General features: G+C 59.8%; 17 protein-coding genes. 12 read left to right on the top strand and 5 right to left on the bottom strand.

The genetic code is table 11. From position 1 onward, the window contains the following. The 8 genes from ACIOZM_RS07200 (at nt 1) to ACIOZM_RS07165 (ending at nt 9,008) form a co-directional block, all read left to right on the top strand. Nucleotides 1-999, top strand: coding sequence for an acyl-CoA dehydrogenase (locus ACIOZM_RS07200; protein ID WP_401211242.1), 999 nt, complete (start codon nt 1-3; stop codon nt 997-999). Beyond that, nucleotides 996-1,754, top strand: coding sequence for a PIG-L deacetylase family protein (locus ACIOZM_RS07195; RefSeq protein WP_401211419.1), 759 nt, complete (start codon nt 996-998; stop codon nt 1,752-1,754). The genes ACIOZM_RS07200 and ACIOZM_RS07195 overlap by 4 nt, the downstream gene beginning before the upstream one ends. Continuing rightward, the gene (locus tag ACIOZM_RS07190; protein ID WP_401211239.1) at nt 1,751-2,350 is read left to right on the top strand and encodes an SAM-dependent methyltransferase; all 600 of its coding nucleotides are present in this window, start codon (nt 1,751-1,753) and stop codon (nt 2,348-2,350) included. Before ACIOZM_RS07195 ends, ACIOZM_RS07190 begins: the two co-directional genes overlap by 4 nt. Next, complete coding sequence (locus ACIOZM_RS07185; RefSeq protein ID WP_401211236.1) at nt 2,347-3,033, top strand: glycosyltransferase; 687 nt, start codon at nt 2,347-2,349, stop codon at nt 3,031-3,033. Before ACIOZM_RS07190 ends, ACIOZM_RS07185 begins: the two co-directional genes overlap by 4 nt. A gap of 159 nt (nt 3,034-3,192) precedes the next feature. Beyond that, on the top strand, nt 3,193-3,951 hold the full coding sequence (locus ACIOZM_RS07180; protein WP_401211233.1) for a PIG-L deacetylase family protein: 759 nt from the start codon (nt 3,193-3,195) through the stop codon (nt 3,949-3,951). Nucleotides 3,952-4,135: 184 nt separating this feature from the next. Then, nucleotides 4,136-4,918: an endonuclease/exonuclease/phosphatase family protein gene (locus tag ACIOZM_RS07175; RefSeq protein ID WP_401211231.1), complete on the top strand. Its 783-nt coding sequence runs from the start codon at nt 4,136-4,138 to the stop codon at nt 4,916-4,918. Between the two features lie 187 nt (nt 4,919-5,105). Further along, complete coding sequence (locus tag ACIOZM_RS07170) at nt 5,106-7,616, top strand: autotransporter outer membrane beta-barrel domain-containing protein (RefSeq protein WP_401211229.1); 2,511 nt, start codon at nt 5,106-5,108, stop codon at nt 7,614-7,616. A gap of 321 nt (nt 7,617-7,937) precedes the next feature. Beyond that, entirely contained in the window at nt 7,938-9,008 is a 1,071-nt protein-coding gene (locus tag ACIOZM_RS07165; RefSeq protein WP_401211226.1) for an autotransporter domain-containing protein, read from the top strand. Between the two features lie 116 nt (nt 9,009-9,124). On the opposite strand, the gene glgB is transcribed toward ACIOZM_RS07165, so the two are convergent. From glgB to ACIOZM_RS07150, 3 genes are all read right to left on the bottom strand, one after another. Then, nucleotides 9,125-11,368: a 1,4-alpha-glucan branching protein GlgB gene (glgB, locus tag ACIOZM_RS07160; RefSeq protein ID WP_401211222.1), complete on the bottom strand. Its 2,244-nt coding sequence runs from the start codon at nt 11,366-11,368 to the stop codon at nt 9,125-9,127. Between the two features lie 2 nt (nt 11,369-11,370). Beyond that, nucleotides 11,371-14,712, bottom strand: coding sequence for a maltose alpha-D-glucosyltransferase (gene treS / locus ACIOZM_RS07155; protein ID WP_401211220.1), 3,342 nt, complete (start codon nt 14,710-14,712; stop codon nt 11,371-11,373). A gap of 161 nt (nt 14,713-14,873) precedes the next feature. Then, on the bottom strand, nt 14,874-16,871 hold the full coding sequence (locus ACIOZM_RS07150) for an alpha-1,4-glucan--maltose-1-phosphate maltosyltransferase (protein WP_401211217.1): 1,998 nt from the start codon (nt 16,869-16,871) through the stop codon (nt 14,874-14,876). A 217-nt stretch (nt 16,872-17,088) separates the two neighbouring features. Between ACIOZM_RS07150 and ACIOZM_RS07145 the strand changes: the two genes are divergently transcribed. Further along, a complete protein-coding gene (locus ACIOZM_RS07145; protein ID WP_003224520.1) occupies nt 17,089-17,247 on the top strand; it encodes a hypothetical protein in 159 nt (52 codons plus the stop codon). A gap of 120 nt (nt 17,248-17,367) precedes the next feature. Here the strand turns inward: ACIOZM_RS07145 and ACIOZM_RS07140 are convergent, their stop codons facing one another. Further along, complete coding sequence (locus tag ACIOZM_RS07140) at nt 17,368-17,862, bottom strand: MgtC/SapB family protein (RefSeq protein ID WP_401211213.1); 495 nt, start codon at nt 17,860-17,862, stop codon at nt 17,368-17,370. Between the two features lie 120 nt (nt 17,863-17,982). On the opposite strand from ACIOZM_RS07140, the gene ACIOZM_RS07135 reads away from it, so the two are divergent. The 3 genes from ACIOZM_RS07135 to mapR all read left to right on the top strand — a co-directional run bounded on the left by ACIOZM_RS07135 (nt 17,983) and on the right by mapR (nt 21,459). Then, entirely contained in the window at nt 17,983-18,216 is a 234-nt protein-coding gene (locus ACIOZM_RS07135; RefSeq protein ID WP_401211210.1) for a DUF3203 family protein, read from the top strand. A 195-nt stretch (nt 18,217-18,411) separates the two neighbouring features. After that, on the top strand, nt 18,412-19,842 hold the full coding sequence (gene ccoG, locus ACIOZM_RS07130) for a cytochrome c oxidase accessory protein CcoG (protein WP_401211208.1): 1,431 nt from the start codon (nt 18,412-18,414) through the stop codon (nt 19,840-19,842). 207 nt (nt 19,843-20,049) lie between these two features. Continuing rightward, complete coding sequence (gene mapR, locus ACIOZM_RS07125; RefSeq protein WP_401211205.1) at nt 20,050-21,459, top strand: GntR family transcriptional regulator MpaR; 1,410 nt, start codon at nt 20,050-20,052, stop codon at nt 21,457-21,459. A 150-nt stretch (nt 21,460-21,609) separates the two neighbouring features. Here the strand turns inward: mapR and ACIOZM_RS07120 are convergent, their stop codons facing one another. Beyond that, nucleotides 21,610-22,356 (bottom strand): SDR family oxidoreductase, encoded by a 747-nt coding sequence (locus tag ACIOZM_RS07120; protein ID WP_401211202.1) that lies wholly within the window; start codon nt 22,354-22,356, stop codon nt 21,610-21,612. Between the last annotated feature and the right edge of the window lie 63 nt (nt 22,357-22,419).

Here is a 22,419-nt window from a genome sequence, read left to right as displayed (position 1 = left end):
ATGGACCTGCAAAACTATCTCGCCCGTCGCCCGCCGGACTATGCCGACACCGCCGCACTCGGCCAGTGTCTGCGGGCGATGGTCGAGGCCGGACTGGATCATTTGCCGCTCCCCGGCAGCGGACGCACACTTGAGCGCTTTCGCGCGCTGGCCGATGTCGGCGGGCATGATCTGGGGCTGTGCAAACTCTACGAGGGCCATACCGACGCGCTGGCGATCATCGAGCAACTCGGTGGCACGCCGACTCCGGGCAGCACTTGGGGGATGTGGGCCGCTGAACCGCCGCAAGCGCGGGTGCAGGTCATTCCGCTCGGGCACATGGTGGCGCTGAACGGGCGCAAAGCCTGGTGTTCGGGAGCCAGTGTGCTCAGCCACGCGTTGCTCACTGCCTGGGATGGCGATCAGCAACAGCAACTGGTTGCGGTCGCGCTCGATCAACCGGGAGTGACCATCACCGACCAAGGCTGGAACGCCGTCGGCATGGGCGCCACCGGCAGCGTTGAAGTGCTGTTCGACGGCGCTGAAGCCCAGGCCATCGGCAGCCCCGGCGATTACTTGCAACGTCCGGGTTTCTGGCAAGGCGGAATCGGCATCGCCGCGTGCTGGTATGGCGCGACGCGGCAGATCGCCGAGCGCTTGCGCCAACACTGCGCGCAACGTGAAGAACCGCATGCCCTCGCGCATCTCGGCGCAGTCGATACCGCATTGCAGGCCGCTGCCGATGTGCTGCGATGCAGTGCATTAAAGATCGATTCAGCCCCTGAAGAAAACGCTGAACTGCTGGCCCGACGCGCGCGCGCTGTCATCGAACAATCCGCCGAACAGGTGATGCGCGACGTTGGCCGCGCACTCGGCGCCGGACCGTATTGCAAGGATCGGCACTTCGCCCGGTTGATCGCCGATCTGCCGGTATTCCTGCGACAGAGTCATGCCGAGCGCGACCTTGCCGCCCTCGGCCAATTGATTGCCGGCCAGCCCGGTGAGGCATGGACGCTATGAAAACCAATCCGATTGTCGGCCAGGGCACCACCCTGCACCAATGGCAAAGCTCGCGGCATCTGGCAGAGCTGGACAGCATCGACATCCTCAGCCTGGTGCCGCCCGGTTCCCGCGCAGTGATTGTCGCCCCGCACCCGGACGACGAAGTGCTCGGTTGCGGTGGGTTGATGCAACTGTTGGCGGCGGCCGGGCGCCCGTTGCAACTGATTTCGGTGACTGACGGCAGTGCCAGTCATCCGGGCTCCCAGCGTTGGCCGGTGCAGCGTTTGAGCGTGATCCGCCCGCAGGAATCCGCCGAAGCGCTGCGTCGTCTCGGCCTGCCGATGCATCGTTTGAAGTGGTTGCGCGGTGGCTTTGCCGACACACAAGTGGCATCCCGCGAGGATCAGCTCAGCGACTTTATCGCCGGTCATTTGCGCAGCAGCGACGTGGTTTTTACCACCTGGAGTGAGGACGGCCATAGCGACCACGAAGCGGTTGGCCGCGCCAGCGCAGAAGCGGCGCGACGGGTTGGCGCAACTTGTCACGAATTGCCGGTATGGACATGGCACTGGGCAACCCCGGAAGACGCACTCGTGCCTTGGCAGCGCGCACGCAAGATTCTGCTGTCGCCCGAGCAGATCGCCCGCAAACGCCACGCAGTGCATGCCTTCGCCAGCCAATTGGAGGGTGATCCCGACGTCGGTCTCGGGCCGGTGCTGGCGCCCTACGTGCTTGATCGACTGTTGCAACCTTTTGAAGTGGTGTTCCTGTGAGCGTTGAAGATCGCTATTTCGAAGGCCTGTTCGCCGGCAATGACGATCCGTGGGCATTCCGCGAACGCTGGTACGAACAACGCAAACGCGCGATTACCCTCGCTGCCCTGCCGCGTCCACATTATCGATCGATCTTCGAAGCGGGCTGCGCCAATGGTGAGTTGAGCGCCGAACTGGCGGGGCGTTGTGATCGACTTTTGTGCTGCGATACCGCCACGGCGGCGGTGAAACTGGCGACCACTCGCCTGAGTCTGTTCGATCACGCAGAAGTTCGCCAAAGTCGCTTGCCCGAGGACTGGCCGCAAGAGAAATTCGACCTGATTGTATTTAGCGAAATCGGCTACTACCTCGACGGTAAAGATCTGACAGCTGTTATCCAGCACATCAGTCAATCCCTCACCGCCGACGGCCAATTGCTCGCCTGTCACTGGCGTCCGCCAATCGACGGATGCCCGCTGAATGCGCGGCAGGTTCACGACATGATCCATGAGCAGGTACAAATGCCGCGTCTGCTGCTGCATCAGGAAGCGGATTTCATTCTCGAAGTGTGGAGCCGCGAACCACGTTCGGTGGCGGCGCTGGAGGGTTTGCGATGATCGGCATCCTGATTCCGGCGCACAACGAAGAGGACCTGCTCGACGCCTGCCTGAGTACGGCGCTGCGCGCCAGCAAGCATGGATTACTGGCTGGGGAGCCAGTGGAGATCCTTGTGGTGCTGGACAGTTGCACCGACCGCTCGGCGCAGATCGTCAGCCAATATCCGGTGGCGTGTCTGAGCATCGAGGCGCGCAATGTCGGCCAGGCTCGCGCAGCCGGTGCTCGGATTCTGCTGGAGCGCGGGGCGCGGTGGATTTCCTGTACGGACGCCGACAGTCGCGTGGCCGATGACTGGCTGGTAGCGCAGCTCGGACTGGGCGCAGATGCGGTGTGCGGCACAGTTACCGTCGAGCGCTGGCACGAGTCGTTTGATGAGGCCGCGCAAATCCGCTATCACAGCCACTATCAGGCCTGTGACGGTCATCGGCATATCCACGGCGCCAACCTCGGCATCAGCGCCGATGCCTATCGCTGGGCCGGCGGATTTGAACCGCTGGCCTGTGATGAGGATGTGCAACTGGTTCGTCAGCTGGAACTCAGCGGTGCAAATATCGCCTGGAGCCATCGACCGCAAGTACACACCAGTGCTCGACTCGACAGTCGCGCACGCGGCGGATTTGGTGACTATCTGCACAAATTAGTACAGATAACGCAAAAAAAAGCGGATCAGATTGATCTGTGACGCGACGAATCGTCCTTATTGAGCAATACTCTGCCCGCAGCAATCCAGGGTTCGGAGCGCTGCACATTGCAATCAAACTGCCTTCACGGGTCGGCCAGACGTGTCATAGACACGCCATGTGCGCGATTGAGGGCCAGACACAACAAGGACGTAGCACCCATGAAAACCTTATCCCTCAGCGAAAGTACCCTGCCTGCACAAATCTGGAACAACGCCCCGCAACTGGAAAACATCCCGGTCATTGGCACTCACAGTCTGGTCCCTGCTGGCGCTCGCGCCGTGTTGATCGCGCCGCATCCCGGCGATGAAGTAGTGGCCTGCGGTGGTCTCCTGCAACTCCTCTCAAGCCTCGGTCACCCTCTGCAACTGCTGTCGATCACCGATGGTAGCGCCAGCCATCCCGGCTCGCGGCAATGGTCGGAAAAACGCCTGAGCGTGTTCCGCCCGCAGGAAAGCGTCGAAGCCCTGCGCCGCCTCGGCCTGCCGATGCACAGCTTGAAATGGGTGCGCGGCGGCTTCACTGACAATGCGTTGTACGACCAGGAAAACCAGTTGGTGGAATTCATCAGCCGTTACCTGCGCCCGGGCGATGTGGTTTTCAGCACCTGGCGTGAAGATGGCACCGACGACCATGACGTGGTGGGTCGCGCCAGTTTCAGGGCGGCACAACAGATCGGCGCGACCTTTTATGATTTGCCGGTCTGGGCCTGGCACCGTCCGGAACGTGAGCAGAAACAGATTCCCTGGGAACGTGCGCGCAAGGTACGACTTGATACCTGGACCGTCGCCCGCAAAAGCCACGCCGCCCACGCCTACGCCAGCCAGCTCAACGGCGACCCGACCATGGGCATCGCCCCGACTTTATCGCCGACGCTACTGGAGCGCATGCGCTTGCCCTACGAAATCGTCTTCGTCTGAACCGTTACATCCCTGTGGGAGCGAGCTTGCTCGCGAAAGCGGTGTATCCGTCAGCAGAAATACAAAATGTGCCGACGCCTTCGCGAGCAGGCCTGCTCCCACAATGGGTTTGTGGTGATTGAAGTGAACTGCGTGCGCTCGCATCAGTCGCATGAATAAGCCACCCCGATTCAGAGGAGCCAACGTGTCCAGTGATCCCGAGCGTCATGCTGTCGATGCCGCAGTCGTCCATCGTCTGCGCGTGCTGACGGTCAATACTCACAAGGGCTTCACCGCGCTGAACCGGCGTTTCATCCTCCCCGAGCTGCGCGAAGCAGTGCGCAGCACATCGGCGGATCTGGTGTTTCTGCAGGAAGTGGTCGGCGAACACGAACGTCACTCCAACCGTTACAACGAATGGCCACAAACCTCGCAATACGAGTTTCTCGCCGACAGCATGTGGAGCGATTTTGCCTATGGTCGTAACGCGGTCTATCCCGACGGTCATCACGGCAATGCACTGCTGTCCAAGTACCCGATCCGTGAATTCCGTAACCTCGATGTTTCGATCACCGGCCCCGAACGCCGGGGTCTGCTGCACTGCGTACTGGACGTGCCGGGGCATGCCGAAGTCCACGCGATCTGCGTGCATCTGAGTCTTCTGGAAAGTCACCGGCAGCTACAACTGGAGTTGCTCTGCCAGTTGCTGGAATCGCTGCCGGATGACGCTCCGGTAATTATTGCCGGCGACTTCAACGACTGGCAGTTGCAGGGCAATACCGCCCTTGCCCGCCGCGACTATCTGCATGAAGCTTTCGAACGCCATCATGGGCGCCCGGCCAAGACTTATCCGGCGCGTTTCCCATTGCTGCGACTGGACCGAATCTACCTGCGCAATGCCAGCAGTCACGACCCGCAGATTCTCGGCAATAAACCGTGGACTCATCTTTCTGACCATTTGCCGCTGGCGGTTGAAGTGCATCTTTAATTGCGGTTTTGACAAAACCGTTCGTCAGTCCCGGCACCGTACGCGGAAAAACCATCTACAACTTAAAAAGCTATAAGGAATAGCGCATTCAATCCGTTAGGTTGCGGACTTCGTGTAACTCATCAGCTGTGGAACCAACGGACGCTCAAGGATGAATTCCCCTGAATTGAAGTAGGGAATTGCCATCATGAAGCGATCCGTCCTGTCTTTGCGAATCCTGCCGCACGCGTTTTTCCTGCCCGCCTCGGTATTACTGTTGGCCAGCTCGCCGACTTACGCCGCCTGTACGCTGGTGCCTGGGCCCGGCAATGACGCGTTCACCTGCGACAGCGGCACCAGCGGTTCACTGACCGACCTGGCGGGTAACAACAGCCTGACTCTTCCCACCAACGGCACCGGTCGAATCAACGGCAGCGTGACGTTTGGTGCGGGCGCAGACAGTGTCAACATCGCCTCCGGGGTCATCACCGGCGCCGTCGCCCAAGGCGCAGGCATTGATGATTTCGTCATGAGTGGCGGTTCGATCGGCTCTCTTGCCCAGGGCGACGGACGCGACACATTCCTGATGACTGGCGGCACCATCGTTGGCGCATTCGAGGACGGTGATGTCGCACGCATGACCGGGGGCACCATCGGCCGGGTCGACATGAAACTCGACAACAACATCTTCGACATGTCCGGCGGGCAGATCATCGGCAATCTGGTGACCGGTTTCGGTACCGACACCATCATCGTCTCCGGCGGGAGTATCGGCGGCAACATCAGTGTCAGCGGCGGCAACGACAACATCACCGTGACCGGAGGGGACATCGGAGGGGAGATCCGCGCCAGTGTCGGCGATGACACGCTGGTGTGGGATGGCGGCGGGATCATCCGTTCGGCGATTCTGATGGGCGATGGCAATGACAGCGCCACCCTGCGCAACCTCGACGACAGCATTCTCGCGCTGACGCCCAACGTTGACGGCGGCGCAGGTAACGACTTGCTGACCCTCGACAACATCCAGACGGCACTGCCCGGCCGCTTCACCAGTTGGGAAACGGTCAATCTGAACAATGGCTCGCAGATGGATCTGGGCTCGGGCAGTCTGGTGCTCGGGGATGCGGCCAGTGGCAGCGGCACGTTGAACGTCGATGCCAGCAGTTCGCTGTTTTCCACCCTCGGCGCGGTGTCCTCCGCAGTCGCCGGGCAAGCGGTGACACTGAACAACGCCGGCACGATTGATCTGACTCGCGGTAACAGTCGTACCGATGACACGCTGACAGTGCAAGGCAACTACGTCGGCAACAACGGCCGGCTATTGCTACAGAGTGTTGTCGCCGGCGATGACTCACCGAGCGACAAACTGGTGGTCAATAACGGCAGCCTCAGCGGCGCAACGGTGATTACCGTGAGCAACGTCGGCGGCCTCGGTGCGCTGACCCGGCAAAACGGTATCCAGTTGGTACAGGCCCAGGGCAGCACGACCGGCAGCAACAACGCGTTCACCCTCAACGGTCCAGTATCTGCCGGAGCCTTTGACTACTACCTGTTCAAGGGCGGCGTCACCGCTGGCACGGAAAACAGTTGGTATTTGCGCTCAGCCGTGGTCTCGCCCGAGCTCATGAGCGTGCCGAATCCCGATCCTTCGCTGCCACCGATTCTGGTGCCGGTAGTCGCCGCCCCTATTGCCGCCGTGGCCCCGGCGGGTAGTCCACCGCTGCCGGTTTTGCCAGCCTCCGTGGCGGGAGCAGAACCGATCCCGCTGTATCGTCCGGAAGTACCGACCTGGTCGGTATTGCCGCCCGCTGCCGCACAACTCACCCTCAATGCCCTCGGCACCTTCCATGACCGTCAGGGCGATCAGCGCCTGCTCACCGAAACCGGCGCGTTCGGCGCAGGATGGGGTCGGGTCTACGGCAAGAACCTCGAACAAACCTGGGCCGGCACCGTCACCCCGCGCCTCGACGGTTCGCTCAACGGTTTTCAGGTCGGCAACGATCTGTACAGCGCAGCGACCTCCGGCGGCCAGACTCAACGCATCGGTTTCTTCGTCGGCCACAGTCGCCTGCAAGGCGATGTCGACGGTTTCAACGAAGGCTTTGAAGACAACAGCGCCGGCAAGATCAAACTCGAAGGCGACAGCTACGGCCTGTACTGGACGCTGATCGATCCGCACGGCTGGTACATCGACACCGTGGCGATGGGCACGCGTTTCGACGGCGACAATCGTTCGGATCGTGGCCTGAAACTGGACAACCGGGGCCATGCGGTGACCCTGTCGGCGGAAGCCGGTTATCCGTTCGCGCTGAATGACACCTGGGTGCTCGAACCGCAGGCTCAGGTCATCCACCAGAAAATCTCCCTCGACACCCAGAACGACGGCATCTCGAAAGTCTCTTTCGACTCCGACGGTTCCTGGACCGGTCGTCTCGGAGCGCGGCTCAAGGCCAACTATCAGGTCAACGGCATGCCGCTGGAACCGTATGTGCGCGCCAACCTGTGGCACACCTTTTCCGGCACCGATTCGGTGACCTTCGGCGATACCGATGTGATCAGTACCGAACAAAAGTCCTCGACCGCCGACATCGGCCTCGGCGTAATCCTTACCCTCGACCGCGCCGTCAGCGTCTACGCCAGCACCGATTACAGCCGCAATATTGACAGTAATGAGCAACGAGGCGTGGTCGGCAACCTCGGGATTCGAATCAGTTGGTAAGACGATGGTCGGCAGCCAAGATGCCCAGACAAAGGGCTTTCGCGGTGTTTCTCCATACAAACAACAGCTTGGATATGTTCAGAAAAACAAACGCTTGCATCGCATGATTTACTGCTACCGCTCATCGTGCAATTTCTTGACGCGCTGCCATCGCTCTTCTTATCTCTACCTTACTACCCCCGGAAAAAACACCCGGGGCGGGCCTTCGGACACTCGCAAAATCGAGCGGCCGTGGCTCGCCCCGCTCCATTCGGTCGCCCCTCATTCGGGTAGGAGAGACGCCACAGCGAGAGAGCGCATGCGATTGCAAGGTAGACCTCCATGAAAATTTCAATCACCCCACATGAGATCAAAATCACTTTCTGCACAGTCTCAAGTTCAATCTTGCTGTGCTCGTCCATGGAGGCTCAGGCCAGTCCTGCTGCGGATGAAACGACGCCCTGGTATCGCCAGGACGTACCCGTGATGACCCTGCCCGCAACTGTCATCACCCCCGAAACGCGGCGTCTCAGCCCTCGCCCCGACCTGCTCGGTACGCGGTTGATCACCGAAGATCTTGCACCCGCCGCCTGGGATCAGCTCTACGGGCAAAGCTCGCGGCAGGCACAAACCGACGTGCTTTCCTCGGGTTTTATGACGCCCGGCAGCGCTGATGCCAGAGGCCCGGCGGTCCTGACCTTGCAAGGCTCCGGTGGCCAGACCCAGACGTTCGGCCTGATCGGCGGGCTCAGCCACATTCAGGCCAACAGCGACGGCTTGATCAGCAACCGCGCTCTGGTTGATCCGACCACCGACACTTTGAACCTGCAAGGCCAAAGTCTCGGCGCCTACTACACCCTGACCGGCGCGCAAGGCTGGCATGTCGATGTGTCGGCCAGTGGCGGCCGGGTCAGTGGTTTCAGCCGCAACGAACAAGGTGCACGGCAAGCCACCGAAGGCAGCGCACTGACGCTGTCGGTCGAAGGTGGGTTTCCGATTGGTCTGGGCAAAAACTGGGTGGTCGAACCGCAGGCGCAATTGATCAATCAACGGCTGACGCTCGATACGCCATACGCCGGCTCGGGCAACGCGTCCTCGACCGATCTGACGGCGTGGAGCGGTCGTGTCGGCGCACGACTCAAAGGCAGTTACGACCTCAACGGCCTGCCACTCGAACCTTACGTGCGCACCAACCTCTGGCACACGGTGTACACCGGCAACACGGTAACCCTGGATCAGGTGGACAAGATCAGCAGCAGCCGCAATTCATCAACGGTCGAATTAGGCCTGGGATTGGTGGCGCGGATGACGCCGATGGTGAGTCTGTATGTCAGCGCCGATTACAGCAGTGATGTGGATGACAACGATCTGAACGGGCTGATCGGCAGCCTCGGTGTGCGGATGCGTTGGTGAGTAAATCAAAATAAACCCTGTGGGAACGAGCTTGTTCGTGAAGGCATTTTGTCAGTCAATTTATGTAACAACTGACACACCGCCTCGCGAGCAAGCTCGCTCCCACAGGCTTACGTTTATTCAGGTTTGAGGATCAACACTGCCAACGGCGGCAGATTCAGTTCCAGCGACAGCGACTGCCCGTGGCTTGCCACTTCTTCGGTAAACGCCCCGCCACCATTGCCATAATTCGACCCGGCATAAGTATCGGCATCACTGTTGAGCAACTCGGTCCAGCGCCCGGCAAACGGCACGCCGACCCGATATGCCTGACGCGGCACTGGCGTAAAGTTGGCCACCACCAGCACCGGTTTGCCATCCTTGCTCCAGCGCAACCACGCATAAACGCTGTTGATCGCATCATCACCAATCAACCACTGAAAACCCTGTGGCGCATCATCCTGCTCATGCAGCGCCGGCTCTTCGCGGTATAACCGATTGAGGTCGCCAACCAGTTTTTGCACGCCTTTGTGTTCCGAGTACTGCAGCAGATACCAATCCAGCTGCTGGTCGTGATTCCACTCGCGCCACTGGCCGAACTCGCAGCCCATGAACAGCAGTTTCTTCCCCGGATGGGTCCACATGAAACTCAGATACGCCCGCAAGTTGGCGAACTTCTGCCAGCGATCACCGGGCATCTTGTCGATCAGCGAATGCTTGCCGTGCACCACTTCATCATGGGAAATCGGCAGGATGAAACGCTCGGACCAGGCGTACACCAAGCCAAAACTCAACTCGTTGTGGTGATGCGCGCGGTACACCGGGTCTTGCTGAATGTAATGCAGCGAATCGTGCATCCAGCCCATGTTCCACTTGTAGGCAAACCCCAACCCACCCTGCTGCGTACTCTGGCTGACGCCCGGCCACGCGGTGGACTCTTCGGCAATCACCAAAGCGCCCGGAGCCTCCAGCGCCACCACATCGTTCAAGTGCCGCAGGAAGTCGATGGCTTCAAGGTTCTCGCGTCCGCCATGGCGGTTCGGCACCCATTCGCCAGCCTTGCGCGAATAGTCGCGATAGAGCATCGACGCCACCGCATCGACCCGCAGCCCATCGATATGAAAATGCTTCAACCAATGCAACGCCGAAGCGAGCATGTAGCCGTGAACTTCGGTGCGGCCGAGGTTGTAGATCAGCGTGTCCCAATCCTGATGGAAACCCTCCAGAGGGTTGCCATACTCGTACAGCGCAGTGCCATCGAATTGCGCCAGACCGTGGGTATCGGTAGGAAAATGCGCCGGCACCCAGTCCAGAATCACCCCGATATCGGCCTTATGGCAGGCATTGATGAATTCGCCGAACTGCTCCGGCGTGCCATAACGCGCACTCGGTGCGAATTGTGACAACAACTGATAACCCCACGAACCTCCGAACGGGTGTTCCATGATCGGCATCAGTTCGATGTGCGTAAAACCCAGCTCCTTCACGTACGGAATCAGCCGCTCGGCCAACTCCGGCCAAGTGTATTGCCGGGCCACTTCACCGAGATCATCGAGTTCGCATTGCCAGGAACCGGCATGCAACTCGTAGATCGACAGCGGCGCAGTGTGGCTTTGCCGCTCGTGACGACCAGTCATCCAGTCTTGATCCTGCCAGTCGATCTGCAACGGCGCGGCGACTTTCGAGGCGGTGTCCGGTGGCAAGCTGGTGGCCAGCGCCATCGGGTCGGCCTTCAACGGCAAGATGCCGCGGGCGCCGAGAATCTCGTATTTGTACAACTCCCCCGCTTGAAGGCGCGGAATAAACAACTCCCAGACCCCGGACGGATGACGCAGGCGCATCGGATGGCGGCGACCGTCCCAAACGTTGAAATCCCCCACCACCGATACCCGCCGCGCATTCGGCGCCCACACGGCGAAACGCACGCCGTCAACGCCGTCGATGGTTTGCAGTTGCGCGCCGAGGCAACTGCTCAGGTCACGGTGATTACCTTCGGCGAACAGATACAAATCCATTTCACCGAGCAACTGACCGAAGCTGTAAGGATCTTCCGCGACTTGTTCACCACCGGCCCAGCGCGTGCGCAGCACATAAGGCCGCGACTGATCGAAGTGCCCGACAAACAGCCCCGGGGTTTCGCTCTGCTCCAGCGCGCCGCGCTCGTCGCCGCTGTCTTTGTCGAGTACCACCACGCTCAACGCACCGGGTAAATAGGCGCGAATGAACTGCCCTCCGGCGCCATCGTCATGCGGGCCGAGGATGGAAAACGGCTCGTGATGTTCAGCGCGAACCAGCGCGTCGATGTCTTTTGGCGTCGGCAGCAAGGCTTCTTTGGCTTGCCCCTGTTCCTTGTTCGAGTGTTCTTTGTTTGACCAGCTCATGACTACTCTCCACCAAGATCGGAAAAGGGTTTAAGCCCCCTCAATAACCCATACAAACCGTGCAACGGCACGGGCAGCCACGTCGGGCGATTTTCGGCTTCATAGGCCACTTCATAGGCCGCCTTCTCCAGACCGAACAACGCAAGCGCGGCGTCGGCACCTTCAGGATCTTGCCAGGCATGATCAAGACTAGTTGCTGCCCGGCGATATGCCTCGACAAATGCCTCACGCGCTTCACGCAAGTAACGTTCGGCAACCCGCTGACGCGCCGCCTCAGACTCGGAGCTGTGATCGACGTTGTGCACGTTGATGGTCATCGCTGCCGCGTAATCGAATGAGCGCAGCACGCCGCTGACATCCTTGTACGGGCTGTGCTTGCCACGCCGTTCGGACAATGGCCGCGCCGGTTCACCCTCGAAATCGATCAGATAGGCATCGCCCTTGATCACCAGCACTTGCCCCAGATGCAGGTCGCCGTGGACGCGAATGCGCAAACCACCGACGGCTTTCTTCGCCAGATCCTGCACATGGCTGAGGATGGTTTTTTTGTTGTCGAGCAGGCGTGTGACCAGTTTCTGATCCGCTTCGCCGAGAGTGCCCTGATGCTGCTTGAGCAGTTTCAACGCATGCTCGACCTGCGCCGCGACATCCTTGCCGGACGTCTGTGCATCCTTGACGCTGGTGACTTGCGGGGCAAAGTCCGGATTGTCGGTCGGCGCCGCCAGTATCTGGTGCATCTCGCCCAGGCGCTGGCCGAGCATTCCGGCAAAATCCTTCAACTCGCCCAGCGCGTTGTAGTGCTGTTCCTGCTCGGACATGGCGTCCGCCAGTTCATCACGCAAGGCACGTTCGAGGTTGTTCTGCGTCCACTCCCAGGCGTCGCCCTGATTGCTCAGATAGCCTTGGGCAATCATCAGCAGATTGTCTTCACCGTTGGCATCGCGGCGGACTACAGAGCCGAGCAACGGCGAAATATTGGCAAAACCGGCCTCAGTCAGATAAGCGCTCATCTCCAGTTCCGGGTGCACCCCGGAGGCGACTTTACGGATCAGTTTCAGCACCAGGCTATTGCCGATCACCACCGAACTGTTCGACTGCTCTGCCGACAGATAGCGTACTTCCGACTCTGTGCCGAGACCGAGCTCCTCAAGCAGCGGCGTTGGTTCGAAACGGATATCGCCTTCGCTCGACGACAACACGGTGTTGGCCTGCATGCCTTGCAGTACGGCGCGGATAAACGATTCGAGGCTGAACGCATCGGTGATCAAACCGACCTGCCGCACGCGGCGGACACGGGACAACGCCAGTTGCTGCGGCAAGGCCGGACCGACCTGATCTTCGGCGATAAAGCCGAACGGCAGTTGATAACGACTGACCTGCCCGCCGCTGGTGACCTCGATCTCGCTGAGCAGCACCGGATGCTGCGCATCGCCGAAACGCACGCCGTAAGCCAGATGCACCTTGTCGATGGCCGCATCCTTGCCGGCAAACCAGCGACGATTCTGCAACCAGCTCGGCAGAATGCCCTGCTCCAGCGTCGAGCGTGACGGCGCTTCGAGCAGTTCTTCCATGCGTTTTTTCAGCACCAGCGTAGTGAAGTCCGGCAGGCTTTGCGCCGGTTCGACATGCCAGCTCGGCATCTGGTTTTCCGCCGCCAGTGCGAACCAGTAGAAGCCGTACGGCGCCAGGGTCAGCAGAAAATTCAACTGGCCAATCGGCGGGAACGCATTGCCGCCGAGCATCTCCACCGGAACCATGCCGACGTAGGCCGACAGATCGAGTTCCGCCGCTTGCGCGCTGCGCGACACGTTGGCCACGCAGAGAATGATTTCGTGTTTGCCGTCAGCGTCGGTGAATTCGCGGGTATAGGCGAGAATCCGCCGATTGCTCGGCGAGAGCATTTTCAGCGTGCCACGCCCGAACGCCTTGGATTGTTTACGCACTGCGAGCATGCGTCGCGTCCAGTTGAGCAACGAATGCGGATCGCCAGCCTGGGTTTCGACGTTGACCGACAGGTAACCGTATTGCGGGTCCATGATCGGCGGCAGCACCAGACTCGCCGGATCGGCGCGAGAGAAACCGCCGTTGCGGTCGATCGACCATTGCATCGGCGTACGCACGCCATCGCGGTCGCCAAGGTAGATGTTGTCGCCCATGCCGATTTCATCGCCGTAATACAGGGTCGGTGTGCCAGGCATCGACAGCAACAGGCTATTGAGCAGCTCGACGCGACGACGGTCGCGCTCCATCAATGGCGCCAGACGCCGACGAATACCGAGATTTATCCGCGCACGCCGGTCAGCGGCGTAGTAATTCCACAGGTAGTCGCGCTCTTTGTCGGTGACCATTTCCAGGGTCAGCTCATCGTGGTTGCGCAGGAAGATCGCCCATTGGCAATTGGCGGGAATTTCCGGGGTCTGACGCAGAATATCGGTGATCGGGAAGCGATCTTCCTGCGCCAGCGCCATGTACATTCGCGGCATCAACGGGAAGTGAAACGCCATGTGACATTCGTCGCCATTCTCGCCAGCGGCATCGGTGTCACCGAAGTACAGCTGAGTGTCTTCCGGCCACTGATTGGCCTCGGCCAGCAGCATGCGGTCGGGATAGTTGGCATCGATTTCGGCACGAATCTGCTTGAGGACGTCGTGGGTTTCCGGGAGGTTTTCGTTGTTGGTGCCGTCGCGCTCGATCAGGTAAGGGATCGCATCCAGCCGCAAGCCGTCGATACCCATGTCCAGCCAGTAACGCATTACCGACAGCACAGCTTTCATCACTTGCGGGTTGTCGAAATTCAGATCCGGCTGATGCGAATAGAAGCGGTGCCAGAAGTATTGGCCGGCGACCGGGTCCCAGGTCCAGTTGGACTTTTCGGTGTCGAGGAAAATGATCCGCGTGCCGTCGTATTTCTGATCGTCATCCGACCACACATAGAAATCCCGTGCCGCCGAACCGGGTTTGGCTTTACGCGCACGCTGGAACCACGGGTGTTGGTCGGAGGTGTGGTTGATCACCAGCTCGGTGATTACCCGTAAGCCGCGTTTGTGCGCTTCGGCGATGAAGCGCTTGGCGTCGGCCATGGTCCCATAGTCGCTGTGTACGCCACGGTATTCGGCAATGTCGTAGCCGTCGTCGCGGCGTGGCGATGGATAGAACGGCAGCAGCCAGATGGTGTTGACGCCCAGTTCGGCGATGTAATCGAGCTTGGCGATCAGGCCGGGAAAGTCGCCGATACCATCGTTGTTGGAGTCGAAAAACGATTTGACGTGAACCTGATAAATCACCGCGTCCTTGTACCAGAGCGGATCTTTGATGAAGGTGGCTGACTTGGGTTTCTTCGCCATGTGAAACTCCTGTTCAATTCAGGAAAACAACCTGTTTCCTGAAGAAATTGGGTCACTGTGAGAGCTGGCTTGCCAGCGATGGCGGTGGTCCAGTCCCAAAGATGCAAGCTGACTGATTGCAATCGCTGGCAAGCCAGCTCCCACAGTGATATTTGCCTGCCTCAAGAGTGGCTGATTCGCCAAATCCCGAACGGCTGATACGACGGGTCAATCCGCATGAACTGGTACTTGCCGTGCCAGTCCCAGCGATGGCCGTTCATCAAGTCTTCGCCGTGGGTGGTCGCATCGTCCGGCAGGCCCATTTCCCACAGCGGCAGTTCGAAATTCGCTTCCTGCACGTTACGTGGATCAAGGTTGACCGCTACCAGAATGAAGTTGCTGCCATCCGCGCTGCGCTTGCCGAAATACAGAATGTTGTCGTTCCAGGCGTTGTAGATTTTCAGCCCCAGATGGGTGTGCAACGCCGGGTTCTGCCGGCGTATCCGGTTGAGCTGGGCGATCTCGGCAATGATGTTGCCGGGCGCATTGAAGTCGCGGACACGGATCTCGTACTTCTCCGAGTCGAGGTATTCCTCCTTGCCCGGCACTGGCGCGGCCTCGCACAGTTCATACCCGGAATACATGCCCCACAGGCCGGAACCCATGGTTGCCAGCGCCGCACGAATCAGGAATCCCGGGCGCCCTGACTCATGCAGGAACGCCGGGTTGATGTCAGGTGTATTGACGAAGAAGTTCGGCCGGTAGCACTCGCGCCACGGCGACTGATTGAGCTCAGTGAAGTATTCGGCCAGCTCGGCCTTGGTATTGCGCCAAGTGAAATAGGTGTAGCTCTGGCTGTAACCGACCTTGCCCAGACGCGCCATCATTGCCGGCGTGGTAAAGGCCTCGGCGAGGAACATCACCTCCGGATGTTTTGCCCGCACGTCGGCTATCAGCCATTGCCAGAACGGCAGCGGCTTGGTGTGCGGGTTGTCGACGCGGAAGATCTTCACGCCCTCCGCGACCCAGCCAACGACAATGTCGCGCAACTCGACCCACAGGCTCGGAATCGAATCCGGCGCATAGAAGTCGACGTTGACGATGTCCTGATATTTCTTCGGCGGGTTTTCCGCGTATTTGATCGTGCCGTCCGGCCGCCAGTTGAACCAGCCCGGATGCTGCTTGAGCCACGGATGGTCCTGGGAACACTGGATGGCAAAGTCGAGGGCGATTTCCAGACCATGCTCGGCGGCAGCGGCCACCAGGCGGCGGAAGTCTTCGCGGGTACCGAGTTGCGAGTGGATCGCTTCGTGTCCACCCTCCTCGCTGCCGATCGCGTAAGGACTGCCCGGATCATCGGGCCCGGCAGTCAAGGAATTATTGCGGCCCTTGCGATGGCTGTGGCCGATCGGGTGAATCGGCGTGAAGTACAGCACGTCGAAGCCCATATCCTGAATCATCGGCAGGCGCGAATGCACGTCATTAAAGGTGCCGTGACGGTGAGGATCGTCGGTGATCGAGCGGGGAAACAGTTCATACCAACTGGCGAATTCCGCCAGTTCGCGCTCAACGTCCACCGGGAATTCGGCGCTCAGACTCAAGTAGGCGCGATGATCGGCCTCGGCCATCAGCTGCGCACTGTGCGAGTGCAAGAACAGCGCGACCTGCTCGGTTTCGAGCAACCCGGACAATTTTTGATGCAGCGCAGCCAGTTGTTCGCTGAGCTGACCTTCACTGCGCTCGGCGGCCTGTTGCACCATCGTGCGACCTTCTTGCAGCTCCAGCGACACCGGGACCGCTGCGCTGTGCTTCTTCTCCAGTTCGTACTGGAAGCTGGCGAAGTGGTCGATCCACGCTTCGATACAGAAGACATATCTGCCCTGCACCTCAGGGCGAAACCGCCCTGCCCAGCCGTTATTGCCCTGATCGCTCATGACCTCGCTGTGCCAGGTGTCATCGACACCATCACGCCAGCGAATACGCACGGCCAGTTTGTCGTGACCGTCAGCGAAGACTTTACTGGTAACCAGGATTTCGCGGCCGACGACGGCTTTGACGGCAAACTGCCCGCCATCCAGGGTCGGCATGGTGTTTTCGATCACGATGCGCGGCAACAGCAACGCCTGTGACAGCGGCATGTGCGGGTTGTAGCTCTGCTCTGAGGGTTTTTCAGCAGTCATCGAGCATCTCTCCTTAACGCCCCAAGGACGCTCTTGTGCCGGATCAGTGTTCACAACGAAGCAGCTGCCCCGGGATGAACTCACTTAGTTTCCGAGCGACCATCGCGGGGAAAAGTTCACGGGGATTTGCCTGCGGATAAAAGCGGATCGAATTCGTCATCAAGTGGTCAATCCACTTAAGCACTTCTCACGCCATGTGCCACACGGAGGTCATCAGATGAATATCCCGATCCCGGCAGAAACGCCCGATCCGAACATCGACAAACCCACCCTGCCCGAGACCGAACCGCAGCCAATCCCGGAACAGGAGCCACCGGGGACCACGCCGCCGCCAAAAGAAGAACCGCCAACCACCATGCCCCCGGTCATCGTCTGACTACCCAAAGCAAAATCAAAAGATCGCAGCCTTCGGCAGCTCCTACAGAACCCCTGTAGGAGCTCACGAGTGAAACGAGGCAGCGATCTTTTGATCTTTAGCTACAGGACTTATGTGTCATTACTGATCTTTTTCGAAGAGTTTGACGATCCGGGGCATCACGCTGAAAACACCCAGTGCCAGCAACGTACTGAGCAGCGCCGTTGCCTCTTTACCCAAGCCAGCCGCCACGCCAATGGCGGCGGTCATCCACAATCCGGCGGCGGTGGTCAGGCCTTTGACGTGGCCTTCATCACCTTCGTGATTCTTCAGGATGGTGCCGGCGCCAAGAAAGCCGATCCCGGCAATCACCCCCTGCACCACCCGACTCATCGCATCAGCCTGTGCGCCTGACACCTGCGGCACCATTACAAACAACGCCGCGCCGAGCGCCACCAGCATGTGCGTACGCACCCCGGCAGCCTTGCCCTTGTGCTCACGTTCGAAGCCGAGAATCCCGCCCAGTACCGCCGCCATCAGCAAACGCACGGTAATCCGCGTCAGTTGCGAGGCATCGCCGACATCAGCGAATTCCTGTTGCAGCGTGTCCCACACTTCCTGCCACCAAGCGTTCATCGCGTAATCCCTGAGAGGTCGATAGAGCATGGACAGCAGCGACCATTAATCGGTTGCGTAGAACGATCATCCGCCGCTGCGCCCTAACCTTTCAGACACCTCGGAAAAAAGGACAGACCCATGACCGTACGCATCGAAAACCAGACCTGTTTTTTTGCCACTGAAAACGGCGAGCAGATCCGTCTGTGCGGCGATTTGACGGTGATCACCGACAGCGCGAAAGCCATGTCGGCGGTGGAGATCGAAGGTCGGCGCATCTACATCACCGAAGCAGAAGCCGATGCATTGACCGTAGCAGGCGCCACTGACGGTCGTAAGCATCTGAAAGCCGATGAGAGTGATTCGGTGATTTGACTGACCCTGATCAACACCCGGCGCAGACGCCTGCGATAGGCGCTTGCGCCAATTGTTACGGGCTGCTTCAAGTTGTCGCAGGGCCTGCGTAAAAGCCCATCTGATACGCTTTTTATTCAAATAGCTGAGTCTGTTATGCAAACAGATCGGCGCTCATAGTGCATCGGCCTGATGGAGGCTGATGAGCGAAAGACCATGAGCGAACAAATCCCCGTCCGAACCGTAGAAGCATCTCCAACCATAAAAAACATTCCTGGTCGCCCAATGAAGGCAAAGGCCAGATCCAGCGACAACCAGATTCACACCCGCAGCTTTACCGGCCTGTTCCGCACCCTGCGCATGAGCGGCGCCGGGGTTCTGTTTCTGCTGTTTTTCGGCACTGTGTGGCTGAATTGGGGCGGACGTCAGGCGGTGTTGTGGGACTTGTCGGAAAGCAAATTCCACATCTTCGGCGCCACCTTCTGGCCGCAGGATTTCATCCTGCTGTCGGCGCTGCTGATCATTGCCGCGTTCGGCCTGTTCGCGATCACCGTGTTCGCCGGACGGGTCTGGTGCGGTTACACCTGCCCGCAGAGCTCGTGGACATGGATTTTCATGTGGTGCGAGAAAATCACTGAAGGCGAACGCAACCAGCGGATCAAGCTGCAAGCCTCGCCGTGGGGCCTGAACAAACTGGCTCGACGCGCCGCCAAACACACCTTGTGGCTGGCGATCAGCGTACTCACCGGCCTGACTTTCGTCGGCTACTTCACCCCGATCCGGCCGTTGGCCGAAGAGCTGCTGACTTTGCAAATCGGCGGCGTTTCGCTGTTCTGGGTGTTGTTCTTCACTGCCGCCACCTACATTAATGCCGGCTGGCTGCGTGAAGCGGTGTGCATGCACATGTGCCCGTATGCGCGGTTCCAAAGCGTGATGTTCGACAAAGACACTCTGGCGATTTCCTACGACGTGGCCCGTGGCGAAAACCGTGGCCCGCGCAAACGTGAGGTGAAGCCAACCGAAGCCGGCCTCGGCGATTGCATAGACTGCCATTTGTGCGTGCAGGTGTGCCCGACCGGCATCGACATCCGCGACGGTCTGCAAATGGAATGCATCGGTTGCGCCGCGTGCATCGACGCCTGCGACTCGATCATGGACAAAATGAACTACCCGCGCGGCTTGATCCGCTACAGTTCCGAGCGTGAATTGCAGGGCGGCAAGACTCACCTGCTACGACCGCGACTGATCGGTTACACCGTGGTGCTGTTGCTGATGATCGGCGCGCTGGCACTGGCGCTGGTCGAACGGCCAATGGTCTCGCTCGACGTGACCAAGGACCGTGGCCTGTTCCGGGAAAACGCACAGGGCCAGATCGAGAACATCTACAGCCTCAAAGTCATCAACAAGACCCAGCAACGTCAGGACTATCAGCTCAGTCTGGTGGACGGCGACGGCTTCCAGTTACAAGGCAAGACCGAACTGAGCCTGGCACCGGGCGAGATTGTCGATGTTCCGGTGTCGGTGGCGATGACCACGGAACGCCCGGCGAGTGGCTCGCAGACCTTGAGCTTCAAGGTGACTGACAGTGATGAGCCTGAGGTCAATAGCGTGGCGAAGAGCAGGTTTGTTGCGCCGATGAATCGCTGAGCCTTTAAACTCCGAGCCTGTTGGAAAACTTCAGGCGCCAGGAACCCTGTGGCGAGGGGACTTGTCCCCGCTCGGCTGCGCAGCAGTCGCAAAACCTGCACATCAGATGCTCTTGTTATACCGCGAGGGGCCGCTTCGCAGCCCAACGGGGACAAGTCCCCTCACCACAATTGCGTACACTCGATTCACTTACTCACCAGGCAACCGATGAAACGCTACGAAAAATTCGCCGAAGACATCGCTGAACTGATCCGCTCCGGCGTCCTTGGCCCCGGCCAGCGCGTGCCATCGGTGCGCTACGCCAGCCAGACCTATGGCGTCAGCCCGTCCACGGTGTTCCAGGCTTATTACCTGCTGGAGCGACGTGGCTTGATCCGCGCGCGTCCGCGTTCCGGCTATTTCGTCAATGCCCATGCGCCGAGTCCATTCTCCGAGCCAGTGATCAGCAGCCACGTCAGCGATTCCACCGAAGTCGACGTCAGCGAACTGGTGTTTTCCGTGCTGGAATCGATCAAAGACCCGAGCACCGTGCCCTTCGGCTCGGCGTTCCCCAGCCCGACCCTGTTCCCGCTGCAACGCCTGTCCCGATCACTGGCCAGCGCCGCCCGCGAGATGGACCCGCGCATGGTAGTCACCGATATGTCGCCGGGCAACCCGCAACTGCGTCGACAGATCGCCCTGCGCTACATGGTCGGCGGCCTGATGTTGCCGATGGAAGAACTGCTGATCACCAACGGCGCTCTCGAAGCCCTCAACCTGTGCCTGCAAGCCGTGACCGAACCGGGCGATCTGGTAGCCATCGAAGCCCCGGCGTTCTACGCCAGCCTGCAAGTGCTGGAACGCCTGAAGCTCAAAGCCGTGGAAATCCCGGTGCATCCGCGTGACGGCATTGATCTGGGTGTGCTCGCACAAACCCTGGAGCGGCACCCGATCAAGGCCTGCTGGTGCATGACCAGTTTCCAGAACCCGATGGGCGCGACCATGCCCGAAGCGAAGAAACAGGAACTGGTCGAGCTGCTGCGCAAGCACCAGGTGCCACTGATCGAAGACGACGTCTACGCCGAGCTGTATTACGGCCAACAGGCGCCAAAACCGGCCAAGGCCTTCGACACCGAAGGATTGGTGATGCATTGCGGCTCGTTCGCCAAGAGCCTGGCCCCCGGCTACCGCATCGGCTGGGTCGCCGCCGGGCGCTACGCGCAGAAAATCGAACGCCTGAAACTGATGACTTCGCTGTGCGCCTCGATGCCGGCCCAAGCGGCGATTGCCGACTATCTGCAACACGGCGGCTACGACCGTCACCTGCGCAAGTTGCGTTATGCGCTGGAAGAACAGCAAAGCGCCATGCTCGCTGCCATCGCCCGTTATTTCCCGGCGCAGACCCGCGTCAGTCAGCCGGCGGGTGGCTACTTCTTGTGGCTGGAATTGCCACCGCAAATGGATTCGCTGAAGTTGTTTCAGATGGCGCTGGCGCAAGGCATCAGCATCGCGCCGGGGCCGATTTTCTCGCCGACTCAACGGTTCAGGAATTGCATTCGGTTGAACTACGGTAGCCCGTGGACCGAGGATTCGGAGCAGGCGATGGAGACGTTGGGGCGGATTGTGCGGTCGTTCTGATGGTTTGATGTTGATTGCGTTGGCTCTATCGCTGGCAGGCCAGCTCCCACAGGTTCCGATGTCGTACACAAAATTTATGTTCAACATCAAATACTGTGGGAGCTGGCCTGCCAGCGATAGGGCCCACCAATACAACACTAATCCATGGGCCTAACGCCCCCCACCCAAATCAACAAAAGTCCCGGTGGCATACGAAGCCTTGTCCGACAGCAGCCAGACAATCGCCTCCGCCACTTCATCCGGCCGCCCACCACGGGCCATCGGGATTGCCGACTCAAGCTTGCTGACCCGATCCGGGTCGCCGCTCAACGCGTGGAAGTCGGTGTAGATAAAACCCGGACGCACCGCATTGACCCGAATCCCCTCGCCCGCCACTTCTTTGGACAGACCGATGGTGAACGAATCCAGTGCGCCTTTTGAGGCTGCATAGTCAACGTACTCATTCGGCGAACCGAGGCGCGACGCCACCGACGACACGTTGACGATGCTGCCGCCCTGCCCGCCATGTTTGGGCGACATGCGCAGGATCGCGTGTTTGGCGCAGAGGATCGGCGCCAAAACGTTGGTTTTCATGATTTTGAGAATACGAAACTCGGACATTTCATCGACCCGCGATTTGTGTCCGACGGTGCCGGCATTGTTCACCAGTGCGGTGACCCGGCCAAGTTCGGTGTCGATACGTTGATACAAACCGATCACTTCATCTTCGATACTGACGTCAGCACGAACCGCAATGGCCTGCGCGCCCAACGCCCGAACTTGCTCCAGCACACCTTGTGCGGCCTGTTCGTCTGACTGGTAGTTGATGCAAATCCGATAGCCCTGCCCGGCTGCCAACAGCGCCGTAGCCGCGCCAATTCCGCGTCCGCCGCCGGTGATCAAAACGACTTTATCCATGCTGGCCTTCCCCCGATGCACACGTAACAGTCGGGGCCAAGAATAACCGGCATTGCCGGGTTT

The organism is Pseudomonas sp. NPDC087346, from assembly GCF_044744235.1.
In the GTDB taxonomy this organism is placed as follows: domain Bacteria; phylum Pseudomonadota; class Gammaproteobacteria; order Pseudomonadales; family Pseudomonadaceae; genus Aquipseudomonas.
The sequence above is the reverse complement of the archived record's forward strand: the minus strand, read 5'-3'. Positions and strand labels throughout refer to the sequence as shown.

What these genes read in the sequence shown, in the direction of transcription:
- treS (WP_401211220.1), bottom strand. Translation starts at nt 14,712, where the DNA reads ATGGCGAAGAAACCCAAGTCAGCCACCTTCATCAAAGATCCGCTCTGG.
- ACIOZM_RS07120 (WP_401211202.1), bottom strand. Translation starts at nt 22,356, where the DNA reads ATGGATAAAGTCGTTTTGATCACCGGCGGCGGACGCGGAATTGGCGCG.
- ACIOZM_RS07180 (WP_401211233.1), top strand. Translation starts at nt 3,193, where the DNA reads ATGAAAACCTTATCCCTCAGCGAAAGTACCCTGCCTGCACAAATCTGG.
- glgB (WP_401211222.1), bottom strand. Translation starts at nt 11,368, where the DNA reads ATGAGCTGGTCAAACAAAGAACACTCGAACAAGGAACAGGGGCAAGCC.
- ACIOZM_RS07135 (WP_401211210.1), top strand. Translation starts at nt 17,983, where the DNA reads ATGACCGTACGCATCGAAAACCAGACCTGTTTTTTTGCCACTGAAAAC.
- ACIOZM_RS07150 (WP_401211217.1), bottom strand. Translation starts at nt 16,871, where the DNA reads ATGACTGCTGAAAAACCCTCAGAGCAGAGCTACAACCCGCACATGCCG.
- ACIOZM_RS07200 (WP_401211242.1), top strand. Translation starts at nt 1, where the DNA reads ATGGACCTGCAAAACTATCTCGCCCGTCGCCCGCCGGACTATGCCGAC.
- ACIOZM_RS07165 (WP_401211226.1), top strand. Translation starts at nt 7,938, where the DNA reads ATGAAAATTTCAATCACCCCACATGAGATCAAAATCACTTTCTGCACA.
- ACIOZM_RS07145 (WP_003224520.1), top strand. Translation starts at nt 17,089, where the DNA reads ATGAATATCCCGATCCCGGCAGAAACGCCCGATCCGAACATCGACAAA.
- ccoG (WP_401211208.1), top strand. Translation starts at nt 18,412, where the DNA reads ATGAGCGAACAAATCCCCGTCCGAACCGTAGAAGCATCTCCAACCATA.
- ACIOZM_RS07170 (WP_401211229.1), top strand. Translation starts at nt 5,106, where the DNA reads ATGAAGCGATCCGTCCTGTCTTTGCGAATCCTGCCGCACGCGTTTTTC.
- ACIOZM_RS07185 (WP_401211236.1), top strand. Translation starts at nt 2,347, where the DNA reads ATGATCGGCATCCTGATTCCGGCGCACAACGAAGAGGACCTGCTCGAC.
- ACIOZM_RS07140 (WP_401211213.1), bottom strand. Translation starts at nt 17,862, where the DNA reads ATGAACGCTTGGTGGCAGGAAGTGTGGGACACGCTGCAACAGGAATTC.
- ACIOZM_RS07195 (WP_401211419.1), top strand. Translation starts at nt 996, where the DNA reads ATGAAAACCAATCCGATTGTCGGCCAGGGCACCACCCTGCACCAATGG.
- mapR (WP_401211205.1), top strand. Translation starts at nt 20,050, where the DNA reads ATGAAACGCTACGAAAAATTCGCCGAAGACATCGCTGAACTGATCCGC.